This window comes from Pseudomonas sp. R84, from assembly GCF_009834515.1.
Taxonomy (GTDB): Bacteria; Pseudomonadota; Gammaproteobacteria; order Pseudomonadales; family Pseudomonadaceae; genus Aquipseudomonas.
Genome location: NZ_CP019426.1, coordinates 2,081,851 through 2,096,680, shown reverse-complemented (window position 1 = coordinate 2,096,680; position 14,830 = coordinate 2,081,851). Strand labels below are relative to the sequence as shown.

11 protein-coding genes are annotated in these 14,830 nt (G+C 59.8%); 5 read left to right on the top strand and 6 right to left on the bottom strand.

What is annotated here, in order from left to right:
• Positions 1-12: 12 nt before the first annotated feature.
• On the top strand, positions 13-927 hold the full coding sequence (locus PspR84_RS09485) for an EamA family transporter (RefSeq protein ID WP_174244499.1): 915 nt from the start codon (positions 13-15) through the stop codon (positions 925-927).
• Positions 928-1,015: 88 nt separating this feature from the next.
• Here PspR84_RS09485 and prpD read toward each other — a convergent pair whose 3' ends face one another.
• From prpD to PspR84_RS09455, 6 genes are all read right to left on the bottom strand, one after another.
• The gene (prpD, locus tag PspR84_RS09480) at positions 1,016-2,500 is read right to left on the bottom strand and encodes a 2-methylcitrate dehydratase (protein ID WP_160057053.1); all 1,485 of its coding nucleotides are present in this window, start codon (positions 2,498-2,500) and stop codon (positions 1,016-1,018) included.
• A 299-nt stretch (positions 2,501-2,799) separates the two neighbouring features.
• The gene (gene prpF / locus PspR84_RS09475; RefSeq protein ID WP_160057051.1) at positions 2,800-3,990 is read right to left on the bottom strand and encodes a 2-methylaconitate cis-trans isomerase PrpF; all 1,191 of its coding nucleotides are present in this window, start codon (positions 3,988-3,990) and stop codon (positions 2,800-2,802) included.
• Between the two features lie 54 nt (positions 3,991-4,044).
• Positions 4,045-6,639, bottom strand: a complete 2,595-nt coding sequence (gene acnD / locus PspR84_RS09470; RefSeq protein ID WP_160057049.1) for a Fe/S-dependent 2-methylisocitrate dehydratase AcnD — start codon at positions 6,637-6,639, stop codon at positions 4,045-4,047.
• A 199-nt stretch (positions 6,640-6,838) separates the two neighbouring features.
• Positions 6,839-7,966: a 2-methylcitrate synthase gene (gene prpC / locus PspR84_RS09465; RefSeq protein ID WP_160057047.1), complete on the bottom strand. Its 1,128-nt coding sequence runs from the start codon at positions 7,964-7,966 to the stop codon at positions 6,839-6,841.
• A gap of 136 nt (positions 7,967-8,102) precedes the next feature.
• Entirely contained in the window at positions 8,103-8,996 is an 894-nt protein-coding gene (gene prpB / locus PspR84_RS09460) for a methylisocitrate lyase (RefSeq protein ID WP_103303868.1), read from the bottom strand.
• A complete protein-coding gene (locus PspR84_RS09455; protein ID WP_174244498.1) occupies positions 8,993-9,715 on the bottom strand; it encodes a GntR family transcriptional regulator in 723 nt (240 codons plus the stop codon). The genes prpB and PspR84_RS09455 overlap by 4 nt, the downstream gene beginning before the upstream one ends.
• Positions 9,716-10,072: 357 nt before the next feature.
• Between PspR84_RS09455 and PspR84_RS09450 the strand changes: the two genes are divergently transcribed.
• The 4 genes from PspR84_RS09450 (at position 10,073) to pabB (ending at position 14,784) form a co-directional block, all read left to right on the top strand.
• Positions 10,073-10,609, top strand: a complete 537-nt coding sequence (locus PspR84_RS09450; protein WP_008081000.1) for an ATP-dependent zinc protease — start codon at positions 10,073-10,075, stop codon at positions 10,607-10,609.
• A 5-nt stretch (positions 10,610-10,614) separates the two neighbouring features.
• Complete coding sequence (locus tag PspR84_RS09445) at positions 10,615-12,150, top strand: inactive transglutaminase family protein (protein ID WP_134175033.1); 1,536 nt, start codon at positions 10,615-10,617, stop codon at positions 12,148-12,150.
• On the top strand, positions 12,150-13,136 hold the full coding sequence (locus PspR84_RS09440) for an alpha-L-glutamate ligase-like protein (RefSeq protein WP_160057043.1): 987 nt from the start codon (positions 12,150-12,152) through the stop codon (positions 13,134-13,136). Before PspR84_RS09445 ends, PspR84_RS09440 begins: the two co-directional genes overlap by 1 nt.
• Positions 13,137-13,440: 304 nt before the next feature.
• The gene (gene pabB, locus PspR84_RS09435) at positions 13,441-14,784 is read left to right on the top strand and encodes an aminodeoxychorismate synthase component I (protein ID WP_160057041.1); all 1,344 of its coding nucleotides are present in this window, start codon (positions 13,441-13,443) and stop codon (positions 14,782-14,784) included.
• Positions 14,785-14,830: the final 46 nt, after the last annotated feature.

Sequence of the window (14,830 nt, the reverse complement as noted above, 5' to 3'; positions counted from 1 at the left end):
GTCAGCACACCGATGCACATCAGCAAACCCTGGCTCGCAGGACTGGTTACCAGCACCTTGTTTCTGATCGTCTGCCTGAGTTGGGGCACGACGTGGCTGGGGATCAAGATTGCGGTGGAAAGCGTGCCGCCGCTGACGGCCGCCGGATTGCGTTTTTTGATCGCTTTTCCGCTGTTTCTGAGCTTCGCGCTGTTGCGCAAGGAACCGCTGTTGTTTCCCAGAAAAAGTCGCTGGTTTTTTGTGTTCGTCACGCTGTCGTATTTCAGCCTGCCCTACTACCTGCTCAACTACGGCGAGATGCACGTGTCATCGGGCTTGACCGCCCTGCTGTTCAGTTGCATGCCGGTGTTTATCCTGCTGTTTTCCGCGTTGTTTCTGCGCGAGAAAATCTACCCGTCGCAGATGCTCGGTATCGCGATTGGCTTTGGCAGTCTGCTCATGATTATCCGCAGTCAGGGTCTGCACCTGGATCAGGCCGAATGGCTGGGGGGGCTGGCGATCCTGTGCGCAGCGGTGATGCACGCGCTGTGTTACGTGGTGACGAAAAAACATGGCAGCGCCATCAGCGTGATTACCTACAACACGCTACCGATCGGCATTGCCGGGGCGATGTTATTTATTGTCGGGCTGAGCATTGAGACGCCGGTGTTCAGGGATGTCAGCGCACGCTCCTGGGCTGCCCTGTTTTACCTAGGACTGGTGGCGTCGGTCGGCGGATTCATCGTTTACTTTTTGCTGCTTAAACGCTTGAGCCCGATCATTCTGTCGTTCGTGTTTATCATTTTCCCGGTGTTCGCCGTGATCATCGGCGCCTGGTACGAGGGACAACCCCTGTCCCGGGAGTTGATGATCTATTCAGCGATTTTGTTGAGCGGTTTTGCGATCACCAAATTGCCCATCGAAAAATGGCGTACGCGGTCCGTGTAGGAGCTGCCGAAGGCTGCGATCCTTTGATCTTGTTTTAAACATCAACGTCAAAAGATCGCAGCCTGCGGCAGCTCCTACAGGTTTTTCGTCAGATCACAAGTAGGTCGACGAAACGGTTTACCGGGGTGGCCTCGAGCCGGGTTTGATCCTTGCACAACGCAAAGATCTCACCGCTGCGCTGGCCGGTGAAACGTGTTGCCAGATTGGCCTTGAACTTGTCTTCCAGTAATGGAATGCCCTCGGCACGGCGCCGGCGATGGCCGATCGGGTACTCCACGACAACGTTTTCCGTGCTGCTGCCATCCTTGAAAAACACCTGCACGGCGTTGGCGATCGAGCGCTTGTCAGCCTCCAGATATTCGCGGGTGAAACGCGGTTCTTCGACGATGAGCATTTTCTCGCGCAGCACATCGATGATCGGATGCGCACGGTGGAAATCGTCTTCGTATTGCTCGGCGACCAGATTGCCGAAGGCCAGTGGCACGGCGGTCATGTACTGGATGCAGTGGTCGCGGTCGGCGGCGTTGGCCAACGGTCCAACCTTGGAAATGATGCGGATTGCCGATTCGTGGGTGGTGATGACGATTTTGTCGATTTCGTGCAGGCGATTGCGCACTTGCGGGTGCAGTGTCACCGCGGCTTCGCAGGCGGTTTGCGCGTGGAATTCGGCGGGAAAGCTGATCTTGAACAGGACGTTTTCCATCACATAACTGCCGAATGGCCGAGAGAAATTGAAGGCGCGTTTATCTTCCGGTTTCAGCGCCAGATCGCTATTGGTGTGGCTGAACAGCACATCATAAAAGCCCCATTGCCTGGCGGTGAGAACGCCGGGAATGCCCATCTCGCCACGCATCGCAATATCGGCCAGACGCACACCGCGACTCGACGCATCCCCCGCCGCCCAGGATTTTCGTGAACCGGCGTTCGGCGCATGACGATAGGTACGCAGGGCCTGACCATCGGCAAACGCATGAGACAACGCCGACAACAGTTGCTCACGATTGGCGCCCATCAGTTTGGCGGTGACAGCGGTTGAAGCGACTTTCACCAGAATGACGTGATCGAGTCCTACACGATTGAAGGAGTTTTCCAGGGCAATCACACCTTGAATTTCGTGGGCCATGATCATCGCTTCAAGCACATCGCGGATTGTCAGCGGCGCTTCAGCGCTGGCCAGACGCTTCTGCGAAAGATGATCGGCCACCGCGAGAATCCCGCCGAGGTTGTCGGATGGATGGCCCCACTCGGCAGCGAGCCAGGTGTCGTTGTAGTCGAGCCAGCGGACGATGCAGCCGATGTCCCACGCGGCCTTGACTGGGTCGAGGCGATAGGAGGTGCCGGGGACCCGCGCACCGTAAGGAACCACCGTTCCTTCGACTATCGGGCCCAGGTGTTTGGTGCACTCGGGAAAGCGCAACGCCAGCAGGCCACAGCCCAGCGTGTCCATCAGGCAGTTGCGGGCGGTGTCGAGGGCTTCGGCAGAGGGGGCTTTGAAGGTGAGGACGTAGTCGGCAATGTCCTGCAGGACACGGTCGTAATCGGGGCGGTTGTTCAGGTCGACGTTGGCGCTCATTGCGGTTCTCCTGTGCGGGAATGATGAGTGGTGCGGTCTTCCTCAGGGCTTGGCTGGGTTGGTCTGGTTGATTGCAGGTCCGGGGTGCCTGCTTGTTTTGGGTTTCTTCAGTGAGTTGCCCCTCACCCTAGCCCTCTCCCGAGGGAGAGGGAACCGAATGGGGGATGCTGTAGAGGTTCACCGACGTGAGCGATCTGCGCTGAATCCATAATCGATCAGATCAATGTACAACCCCAGACACCTCGGTCGGCCCCCTCTCCCTCCGGGAGAGGGCTGGGGTGAGGGCAAAGGTTATCGAATCAGAAAGAGTCTCCGGGGATGCGTACATAGCCTTCCATCAGCACGCGGGCACTACGGCTCATGATGGCTTTTTTGACGATCCACTCGCCGTTTTCCAGACTGGCTTCAGCGCCAACGCGCAAGGTCCCGGACGGATGCCCGAAACGCACGGCATTGCGTTCAACGCCACCGGCAGCAAGGTTTACCAACGTGCCGGAAATAGCCGCCGCAGTCCCAATCGCCACCGCCGCCGTGCCCATCATCGCGTGGTGCAACTTGCCCATCGACAACGCGCGCACCAGCAAATCCACATCGCCAGCCCCAACCGCTTTGCCACTCGACGCCACGTAATCAGCAGGCTTGGCAACGAACGCGACTTTCGGCGTGTGCTGCCGCTTGGCCGCTTCATCCACATTGGCAATCAGGCCCATGCGCAACGCGCCATAAGCTCGAATCGTCTCGAACATCTGCAGCGCTTGCGGATCGCTGTTGATCGCACTCTGCAACTCGGTCCCGGTGTAACCGATGTCTGCGGCGTTGACGAAAATCGTCGGGATACCGGCGTTGATCATGGTCGCCTTGAACGTACCGACACCCGGCACTTCCAGCTCATCGATCAGGTTGCCGGTAGGAAACATCGAGCCACCGCCACCCTCTTCTTCCGCTGCCGGGTCCATGAATTCAACTTGCACTTCGGCCGCAGGAAAGGTCACGCCGTCGAGTTCGAAATCACCGGTTTCCTGCACTTCGCCGTTGGTGATCGGCACGTGGGCAATAATCGTTTTGCCAATGTTGGCCTGCCACACGCGCACCACCGCGACACCGTTGTGCGGAATGCGGCTGGCGTCGACCAGACCGTTGCTGATGGCAAACGAACCGACCGCAGCCGAGAGGTTGCCGCAGTTGCCGCTCCAGTCCACGAACGGCTTGTCGATCGAGACCTGTCCGAACAGGTAATCGACGTCGTGATCGGCCTTGATGCTTTTCGACAGGATCACGGTTTTGCTGGTGCTCGAAGTCGCGCCGCCCATGCCGTCGATCTGCTTGTCGTACGGGTCAGGACTGCCGATCACGCGCAGCAATAAAGCGTCCCGAGCCGGGCCGGGAATCTGTGCCGCTTCAGGCAGATCCTTGAGGCTGAAGAACACGCCTTTGCTGGTGCCGCCTCGCATGTAGATGGCGGGGATTTTGATTTGTGGTGCGTGAGCCATATTGCTCCTTACCGAAAGCATGGGACTTAAAATCCCATGCCCACATCAGTTGATTTAAACGGCAACCGCCGACTCTTCAAGGAAGTCCTGCGCGAAGCGCTGCAATACGCCGCCAGCCTCGTAGATCGACACTTCTTCAGCGGTATCCAGACGACAGGTCACCGGCACCTCAACGCGCTCGCCGTTCTGGCGATGGATCACCATTGTCAGATCCGCACGCGGTTTGCGCTCGCCGATCACGTCGTAGGTTTCGCTGCCGTCGATGGCCAGGGTGTGACGGTCGGTGCCCGCTTTGAACTCCAGCGGCAACACGCCCATGCCCACCAGGTTGGTGCGGTGAATGCGCTCGAAACCCTCAGCGGCAATCGCTTCGACGCCGGCCAGTCGCACGCCTTTCGCCGCCCAGTCGCGGGACGATCCCTGACCGTAATCGGCGCCGGCAATGATGATCAGCGGCTGCTTGCGTTCCATGTAGGTTTCGATGGCTTCCCACATGCGCATCACTTTTCTTTCCGGCTCGACACGGGCCAGCGAACCCTGCTTGACCTTGCCGTTTTCCACGACCATTTCGTTGAACAGTTTCGGGTTGGCGAACGTCGCGCGTTGCGCGGTCAAGTGGTCACCACGGTGGGTGGCGTACGAGTTGAAGTCTTCTTCCGGCAGACCCATTTTCGCCAGGTATTCGCCGGCGGCGCTGTCGAGCATGATTGCGTTGGACGGCGACAGGTGATCGGTGGTGATGTTGTCCGGCAGCACCGCCAGCGGGCGCATGCCTTTGAGCGGACGGGCGCCGGCCAGTGCGCCTTCCCAGTACGGCGGACGGCGGATGTAGGTGCTCATCTCGCGCCAGTCGTACAGCGGCGTGACTTTCGGGCCGGTGTCTTCGTGGATGGCGAACATCGGAATGTAGACCTGACGGAACTGCTCAGGCTTGACCGAAGACTTCACCACGGCGTCGATTTCTTCATCGCTCGGCCAGATGTCTTTCAGGCGGATTTCCTTGCCATCGACCACGCCCAACACGTCCTTCTCGATATCGAAGCGGATGGTCCCGGCAATCGCATAGGCGACCACCAGCGGCGGCGAGGCGAGGAACGCTTGCTTGGCGTACGGGTGAATGCGGCCGTCGAAGTTGCGGTTGCCCGAGAGCACGGCGGTGGCGTAGAGATCGCGATCGATAATCTCTTGCTGGATCAGCGGATCGAGCGCGCCGGACATGCCATTGCACGTGGTGCAAGCGAAGGCGACGACACCGAAACCGAGCTGCTCCAGCTCAGTGGTCAGTCCTGCTTCATCGAGGTACAACGCCACGGTTTTCGAACCCGGCGCCAGCGAGGATTTCACCCACGGCTTGCGGGTCAGACCGAGCTTGTTGGCGTTGCGCGCCAGCAGGCCGGCAGCAATCACGTTGCGCGGGTTGCTAGTGTTGGTGCAACTGGTGATGGCGGCGATGATCACCGCGCCGTCAGGCATTTGCCCCGGCACGTCATCCCACTGCCCGGAGATGCCTTTGGCGGCCAGATCCGACACCGCGACGCGCGCGTGCGGGTTGCTCGGGCCGGCCATGTTGCGCACCACCGAAGACAGGTCGAAAGTCAGACCGCGCTCATATTGCGCACCTTTCAGACTGTCGGCCCAGAGGCCGGTGAGCTTGGCGTATTGCTCGACGAGCTGCACTTGCTGGTCTTCACGACCGGTCAGTTTCAGGTAATCGATGGTCTGCTGATCGATGTAGAACATCGCCGCCGTGGCGCCATATTCCGGGGCCATGTTGGAGATGGTTGCGCGGTCGCCGAGGGTCAGCGCGGCGGCGCCTTCGCCGAAGAATTCCAGCCACGCGCCGACGACTTTCTGTTTGCGCAGGTATTCGGTCAGCGCCAGCACCATGTCGGTGGCGGTGATGCCCGGTTGCAGCTTGCCGGTCAGCTCGACGCCGACGCTTTCCGGCAGACGCATCCACGAAGCGCGACCGAGCATCACGCTCTCGGCTTCGAGGCCGCCGACGCCGATGGCGATCACGCCCAAAGCATCGACATGCGGGGTGTGGCTGTCGGTGCCGACGCAAGTATCGGGGAACGCGACGCCCTCACGCACCTGAATCACCGGTGACATTTTCTCCAGGTTGATCTGGTGCATGATGCCGTTGCCCGGCGGGATCACATCAACGTTCTTGAAAGCCTTTTTGGTCCAGTTGATGAAGTGAAAACGGTCTTCGTTGCGCCGGTCTTCGATGGCGCGGTTTTTCTCGAACGCCTGCTTGTCGAAACCGCCCGCTTCCACTGCCAGCGAGTGGTCGACGATCAATTGCGTCGGCACCACCGGATTGACCTGCGCCGGATCGCCGCCCTGCAAGGCGATCGCGTCACGCAAACCGGCGAGGTCGACCAGCGCGGTCTGGCCGAGAATGTCGTGGCAGACCACGCGCGCCGGGAACCACGGGAAGTCGAGGTCGCGTTTGCGTTCGATCAGTTGTTTGAGGGAATCGGTGAGCGTGGCCGGGTCGCAGCGACGTACGAGGTTTTCCGCCAGCACGCGGGAGGTGTACGGCAGGGTGTCGTAACTGCCGGGCTGAATCGCTTCGACCGCCGCACGGGCGTCGAAATAATCCAGAGGGCTGCCGGTCAGGGTTTTACGGAATTCTGTGTTCATCGGGTCAGGACTCGGGTCACGGTAGTTTCAAAGGGTGAGGCCAGAAACCTGAGTTACACACCGTCCACTGTGGGAGCGAGCCTGCTCGCGAAAGCGGTAGATCAGTCTACATCCATGCTGGATGTCAGTCCGTCTTCGCGAGCAGGCTCGCTCCCACAGGGTCTAGCGGTGCTCTCTGGTTCCGGGTCAGCTCACCATTTCAGCGACGTTCGATTGGCACGAACTTGCGCTGTTCAACGCCGACGTACTCGGCGCTTGGACGGATGATGCGGTTGTTGGCGCGCTGTTCGAACACATGCGCAGCCCAGCCGGTCAGGCGCGAGCAGACGAAAATCGGCGTGAACAGCTTGGTCGGGATGCCCATGAAGTGGTACGCCGAGGCATGGTAGAAATCGGCGTTGGGGAACAGTTTTTTCTGCTCCCACATGGTCTTGTCGATCGCTTCGGAAACCGGAAACAACACCTTGTCACCGACTTCATCCGCGAGTTTTTTCGACCAGCCCTTGATCACCTCGTTGCGCGGATCGCTGTCCTTATAGATCGCGTGGCCGAAGCCCATGATCTTGTCTTTGCGTTCGAGCATGCCGAGGGTGCCTTTGATTGCCTCTTCCGGCGACGAGAAGCGTTCGATCATTTCCATCGCCGCTTCGTTGGCGCCACCGTGCAACGGGCCGCGCAGTGAGCCGATGGCGGCGGTCACGCAAGAATACAAATCGGACAGGGTCGAGGCGCAAACGCGGGCGGTGAAGGTCGAGGCGTTGAATTCGTGTTCGGCGTAAAGGATCAGCGAGACGTTCATCACTTTGACGTGCAGTTCGCTCGGTTTCTTGTCGTGCAGCAGGTGCAGGAAGTGGCCGCCGATAGTCGGCTCGTCGCTAACGCAGTTGATGCGTTTGCCGTCGTGGCTGAAGCGATACCAGTAGCACATGATCGCCGGGAACGCGGCGAGCAGACGGTCAGTCCTGTCGCGCTGCTCGGAGAAGTCTTTCTCCGGTTCGATGTTGCCGAGGAACGAGCAACCGGTGCGCATCACGTCCATCGGGTGGGCGTCGGCAGGGATGCGTTCGAGCACTTCTTTCAGCGCTTGCGGCAGGTCGCGCAGCTTGCTCAGTTTGCCTTGGTATTCGTCAAGTTGCGCTTTCGTTGGCAGCTCGCCGTACAGCAGCAAGTACGCGACTTCTTCAAATTGCGCATCGGCTGCCAGTTCACGCACGTCGTAGCCGCGATAGGTCAGCCCGGCACCGGCCTGGCCCACGGTGGACAGTGCGGTTTGCCCGGCAACCTGGCCACGGAGCCCGGCGCCACTGAGTACTTTTGCTTCGGCCATTGTGTTCTCCAATCTTCTTGAATTTGTATGGGGAAACTTGTGGGAGCGAGCCTGCTCGCGAATGCGTCGTGTCAGTCACATTGATATTGCCTGACCCGCCGCTTTCGCGAGCAGGCTCGCTCCCACAGGGTTTGATTCAGCCTTTCTTTTGTGCAAACAACGCATCGAGCTTCTGCTCGAACGTGTGGTAATCGATGCGATCGTAAAGCTCCATGCGAGTCTGCATGGTGTCGATGACATTCTGCTGCGTGCCGTCGCGGCGGATTGCGGTGTAGACGTTTTCCGCGGCCTTGTTCATCGCGCGGAACGCCGACAGTGGATAGAGCACCAGCGAAACATCGGCGCCAGCCAGTTGCTCGGTGGTGTACAGCGGTGTCGAACCGAACTCGGTGATGTTGGCCAGAATCGGCGCTTTCACACGGTTGGCGAACAGCTTGTACATCTCCAGCTCAGTGATCGCTTCCGGGAAAATCATGTCAGCACCGGCCTCAATGCACGCGGCAGCGCGATCGAGTGCCGATTCCAGACCTTCCACCGCCAGCGCATCGGTGCGGGCCATGATCACAAAGCTGTCGTCGGTGCGGGCATCAACGGCGGCTTTGATGCGGTCGACCATTTCCTGCTGGCTGACGATCTCTTTATTAGGACGGTGGCCGCAACGCTTGGCGCCAACCTGATCCTCGATATGAATCGCCGCCGCGCCGAACTTGATCATCGACTTCACCGTGCGCGCGACGTTGAACGCCGACGAGCCGAAACCGGTGTCGACGTCGACCAGCAGCGGCAGATCGCAAACGTCGGTGATACGGCGCACGTCGGTCAGCACGTCATCCAGACCGGTGATGCCCAGATCCGGCACGCCGAGCGAGCCTGCGGCCACCCCGCCACCGGACAGGTAGATCGCCTTGAAACCGGCGCGCTTGGCCAGCAGCGCGTGGTTGGCGTTGATCGCGCCGACCACCTGCAAGGGATGCTCGCTGGCGACCGCATCGCGGAAACGCTGGCCTGGGGTGCTGTGCTTGGAACTCATGACTCACCTCGTTCAGTGGCTGTCTTATTGTGGGTGCCGTCCTGGTAATGACGGGCGATGTTGCGTTTCGAGGCGCCGATGTGACGGCGCATCAACAATTCCGCGAGCTCGCCGTCACGGTCGGCGATGGCATCGAGAATCCGGTGGTGTTCGGCGAAGGCCTGACGCGGGCGGTTCGGTGTGGTGGAGAACTGGATGCGGTACATGCGCACCAATTGATAGAGCTCGCCGCAGAGCATCTGCGTCAGCGTGCGGTTGCCGCTGCCCTGGATGATCCGGTAATGGAAGTCGAAATCACCTTCCTGTTGGTAATAACCCACGCCGGCCTGAAACGCCGCGTCGCGCTCGTGGGTTTCCAGCACCCGGCGCAGTTCGTCGATTTCTTCGACGCTCATGCGTTCGGCCGCCAGACGGCAGGCCATGCCCTCGAGGGATTCGCGGATTTCGTAGAGTTCGAGCAATTCGGCGTGGCTGAGCGAGACCACCCGCGCACCAACGTGTGGTACGCGCACCAGCAGGCGCTGGCCTTCCAGGCGATGAATCGCCTCACGCAACGGCCCACGGCTGATGCCGTAGGTGCGCGCCAGCTCCGGCTCGGAGATCTTGCTGCCCGGAGCGATCTCGCCTTTGACGATGGCTGCCTGAATGCGCCGGAAGACGTTTTCCGAGAGTGTCTCGGAATCGTCGCCGCTGATGACCGGGGGATCGAGTTGATCCAGCATGATTGTCGACACCTTTAAATCCAATGCGGCAAAAACTAGCCAATTAGCCCGCATCAGTCAAAGGATAAATGGGCATTGTCGACAATCGTCTAATAACCTTAAAAGATCGCAGCCTTCGGCAGCTCCTACAGGTCGCACGCAAATCCTATGTAGGAGCTGCCGAAGGCTGCGATCTTTTGATGTTTTATAGACCGGCCCCGGCGCTGGCGCCATAAAACCACCGTGCTAGAATGCCGCCCGCATTTGCTGGCCATTTGTACGGCTTGTCATATAAAGCTGCCAGGCACACGAAGGGCCTTGCGCAAGTTTTGCCAAGGACCTGAACCGAAAACGGAACGCTGCGCACCAGGATTTATGAGACTCAAGCCTTTTCCCACATTCTTTGCCCTGTTTTGCCTGCCCGGCCTCGCCGCCGCGGGGGAAAAAACCGTGTACGGCCTCAACGAATACGCTTCGCTTGACGGCATCAATCTCGAAGTCGCAGCCAAACTCGATACGGGCGCGAAAACCGCCTCGCTGAGTGCCCGCGACATCAAACGCTTTAAACGCAATGGTGAGTCCTGGGTACGTTTCTACCTGGCGATTGACGCCGCGCATTCGCACCCGATCGAACGGCCGTTGGCCCGGGTCAGCAAGATCAAGCGCCGCGCCGGCGACTACGACCCTGAAGAGGGTAAGAAGTACACCGCCCGTCCGGTGATCGAGCTGGATATCTGCATGGGCACGGCGCTTCGCAGCATCGAAGTGAACCTGACCGACCGAAGTGCGTTCCAATACCCGCTTTTGATTGGCTCCGAAGCGCTGAAACGCTTCGATGCGCTGGTCGATCCAAGCCTTAAATACGCTGCCGGCAAACCCGCCTGCACCATCGCCGCTCATACCGCCGAGTAATTTCCATGCGTTCTCTAACCTTCCACCTGAAAATCCTGATCACCATTCTGGTGCTCCTGGGCGTTTCGGTTACGGCCTATCAGATTTTCGTGCTCGGCATCCCGGTGACCGAAGATGCCACCGACGACTTGTGGAACATCGACGCCAAGGTCGAGTTCGTCGCCAGCACCAAGGATCCGGTGAAGATCCAGATGTTCGTGCCACCGTTGAGCCGCGACTACGTCAGTCTCAACGAAAGCTTTATCTCCAATAACTACGGCGTCGCCGTCAACCGCGTCGACGGCAACCGCAAGGTCACCTGGTCGGCGCGCCGGGCCAAGGGCAACCAAACCCTTTATTACCGTTTGGTGCTGACCAAGCGTTACACCGCCGAAAAATCCAAGATCAAGGGCCCGACCTTCCGCGACAGCATCGCCATCGAAGGCCCTGAGAAAATCGCCGCCGAAGCCCTGCTCGCGCCGATTCGCCAACACTCGGCCGACGTCGAAACCTTTATTGGCGAGGCGATCAAACGCGTCAACAACCTTAACGATGACAACGTGAAACTGCTGCTGGCCGGCGATCCATCGACGGCGCACAAAGCCAAAATCGTCGAACTGCTGTTGTCCATCGCCCACGTCCCGGTGGAAAAAGTCCACACCATCCGCCTCGTCGCCGACCAGCCACAAATGCCTGAACTGTGGCTGCGCAGCTTCAACGGCAACGACTGGCTGTACTTCAACCCGGAAACCGGCGAGCAAGGCCTGCCGACCGACCGCCTGCTGTGGTGGACCGGCGATGAAAACCTGATCACCGTCGACGGTGGCAAAAAAGCCAACGTGACCTTCAGCCTGAACAACAGCGAGATGAACGCGATTCGTCTGGCCAAGCTGACCGACGAAAACACCGACGCCAACTTCCTCGAATACTCGCTGTATGGCTTGCCGCTGCAGACCCAGCAGACCTTCATGATCATGGTGATGATCCCGATCGGCGTGCTGGTGATTCTGATACTGCGCAACCTGATCGGCCTGCAGACCCTCGGCACGTTTACCCCGGTACTGATCGCTCTCGCCTTCCGCGAAACGCAGCTGGGCTTCGGCATTCTGCTGTTTACCGTGATCACCGCGCTGGGCCTGTCATTACGTTCGTATCTGGAACACCTGAAGCTGCAAATGCTGCCGCGACTCTCGGTGGTGTTGACCTTTGTCGTAGTGCTGATCGCGGCGATCAGTTTGTTCAGCCATAAACTGGGTCTGGAGCGCGGCTTGTCTGTAGCGCTGTTCCCGATGGTGATTCTGACCATGACCATCGAACGCCTGTCGATCACTTGGGAAGAGCGCGGTGCCAGCCATGCGATGAAAGTCGCGATTGGTACGCTGTTCGCCGCTTCTCTGGCGCACCTGATCATGACCGTGCCTGAGCTGGTGTACTTCGTGTTTACCTTCCCTGCGATCCTGCTGATTCTGGTCGGCTTCATGTTGGCGATGGGGCGTTATCGCGGCTACCGCCTGACCGAGCTGGTGCGCTTCAAGGCTTTCCTGAAGAAGGCTGACGCCTGATGTTCGGTTTCTGGAAGACCTGGAAGGCCCTGGAGGCGCGGGGCATCATGGGCATCAATCGGCGTAACGCCGACTACGTGCTCAAGTACAACAAGCGCAGCCTGTACCCGATCGTCGATGACAAGATCATCACCAAGGAGCGCGCCATCGAGGCCGGCATCCATGTGCCGGAACTGTATGGTGTGATCTCCACCGAGAAGGAAATCGACAAGCTCGACGAGATCATCGGCGGGCGCAACGATTTCGTAATCAAACCGGCGCAGGGCGCGGGCGGCGACGGCATCATCGTGATTGCCGACCGCTTCGAGGGCCGCTATCGCACGGTGTCTGGCAAGATCCTCGCCCATGAGGAGCTTGAGCATCACATCTCGAGCATCCTTACCGGTTTGTACTCGCTGGGCGGCCACCGTGACCGCGCGCTGATCGAATACCGCGTGACCCCGGATCAGATCTTCAAAAGCATCAGTTATGAAGGCGTGCCGGACATCCGCATCATCGTGCTGATGGGTTATCCGGTGATGGCGATGCTGCGCCTGCCGACCCGGCAGTCGGGCGGCAAGGCCAACCTGCACCAGGGCGCGATTGGCGTCGGTGTCGATCTGGCGACCGGTTTGACGTTGCGTGGCACCTGGCTGAACAACATCATCACCAAACACCCCGACACCACCAACGCGGTGGACGGCGTGCAACTGCCCTACTGGGACGGCTTCATGAAACTGGCGGCTGGCTGTTATGAGCTGTGCGGGTTGGGCTATATCGGTGTTGATATGGTGCTGGATCAGGAGAAAGGTCCGCTGATTCTGGAGCTGAATGCGCGGCCTGGGTTGAATATTCAGATTGCCAACGACTGTGGGCTGACGTTGCGTACACATGCGGTGGAAGCGCGGTTGGAAGAGCTGAAGGCGCGTGGGGTGACGGAGACGGTTGAGGAGCGGGTGGCGTTTACTCAGGAAATGTTTGGGCATATTCCTGCGGTCGAGGGCTAAAAGCTGAAAAGCCCCTCACCCTAGCCCTCTCCCAAAGGGAGAGGGGACTGACCGAGGTGGATGTTCGAGGTACGCCGACCTGAACGTCTTGAATCGAACTCAGGCCTTGAAAAGCATGAAGATCGGCTCCCTCCCCCAAGATATCGAGCCGAACCCAAGTTTTGAAAAGCCCCCGATCTGCCCCCTTTCCCCCTCGCCCCCCTTGGGGGAGAGGGTTGGGGTGAGGGGGAGGCTTTTGACTTTGATCTGGCATCGGAGAGGACTACAATCCCCACCCCGCCTCAACGGCCGATCTGCCCCGCCCATGTTGACCTGTTCCGTACACCCGCTGCCCTACCGCGCCAATCCCGCCGACTATTTCGCGGCCATCCGCAACGCGCCCGGCGCCGTGCTGCTCGACAGCGGCCGGCCGAGCGCTGACCGTGGCCGTTATGACCTGCTCAGCGCCTGGCCGCTGGAACAACTGGCGGTGTTGCCTGACGAAAGCGGCAGCCATTTCCTGCAACGTCTGCGTGACAATCTGAATCGCCTCGGTGAGGCTGATTTGCCAGCGGGTTTCGAACTGCCATTCGCTGGCGGCTTGATCGGTTATCTGAGCTACGACTTCGGCCGGCATCTGGAAAACCTGCCGAGCCAGGCCCGCGATGATCTGCAGCTGCCGGATGCACGTTTTGGCCTCTACGACTGGGCACTGATCAGCGATCACCAGGCGGCCACCAGCCAATTGGTCTTCCACCCGTCGGTGATTGATAGCGAGAAACAGCGGCTGATTGCGTTGTTCACGCAGCCAGTCGCCAGTGCACTGATCCCGTTCAAACTGAACAAGCCGATGGCCGCCGATCTCTCGGCCGACGATTACCGCCAGGCGTTCGAACGCATTCAGCATTACATCCAGGCCGGCGACTGCTATCAGGTCAATTTCGCTCAGCGTTTCCGCGCGTCGTGCCAGGGCGACCCGTGGCTGGCCTACTGCAAATTGCGCGAAGCCTGCCCGACGCCGTTTTCCGGTTTCCAGAGCCTGCCCGACGGCGGCGCCGTGTTGAGTCTGTCACCCGAGCGCTTCGTCAAAGTCAGCCAGCGCCAGGTGGAAACTCGCCCGATCAAAGGCACCCGCCCGCGTGGCCTGACACCCGCCGAAGATGCCGCCAACGCCGCTGAACTGCTGGCCAGCCCCAAGGATCGCGCGGAAAACCTGATGATCGTCGACCTGTTGCGCAACGACCTCGGCCGCACCTGCCGCATCGGCTCGGTGCGGGTGCCGGAGTTGTTCAGCCTGGAAAGCTATCCGAACGTGCATCACCTGGTCAGCAGCGTGACCGGTGAATTGGCGGATGACCGCGATGCACTGGATCTGATTGCCGGCAGCTTCCCCGGCGGCTCGATCACCGGCGCGCCGAAGATTCGCGCGATGCAGATCATTGATGAGCTGGAGCCGACGCGGCGTGGGTTGTATTGCGGGTCGCTGCTGTATCTGGACGTGCGCGGCGAGATGGACAGTTCCATCGCGATCCGCAGTCTGTTGGTCAAGGATGGGCAGGTGTGTTGCTGGGGCGGCGGCGGGATTGTTGCCGATTCGGACTGGCAGGCGGAGTATCAGGAGTCGATCACCAAAGTCAAAATCCTCCTGGAAACCCTGCAGAACCTCTAAAAGCTTAAAAGCTTCGCGAGCAGGCTCGCTCCCACAGGGTGAATAC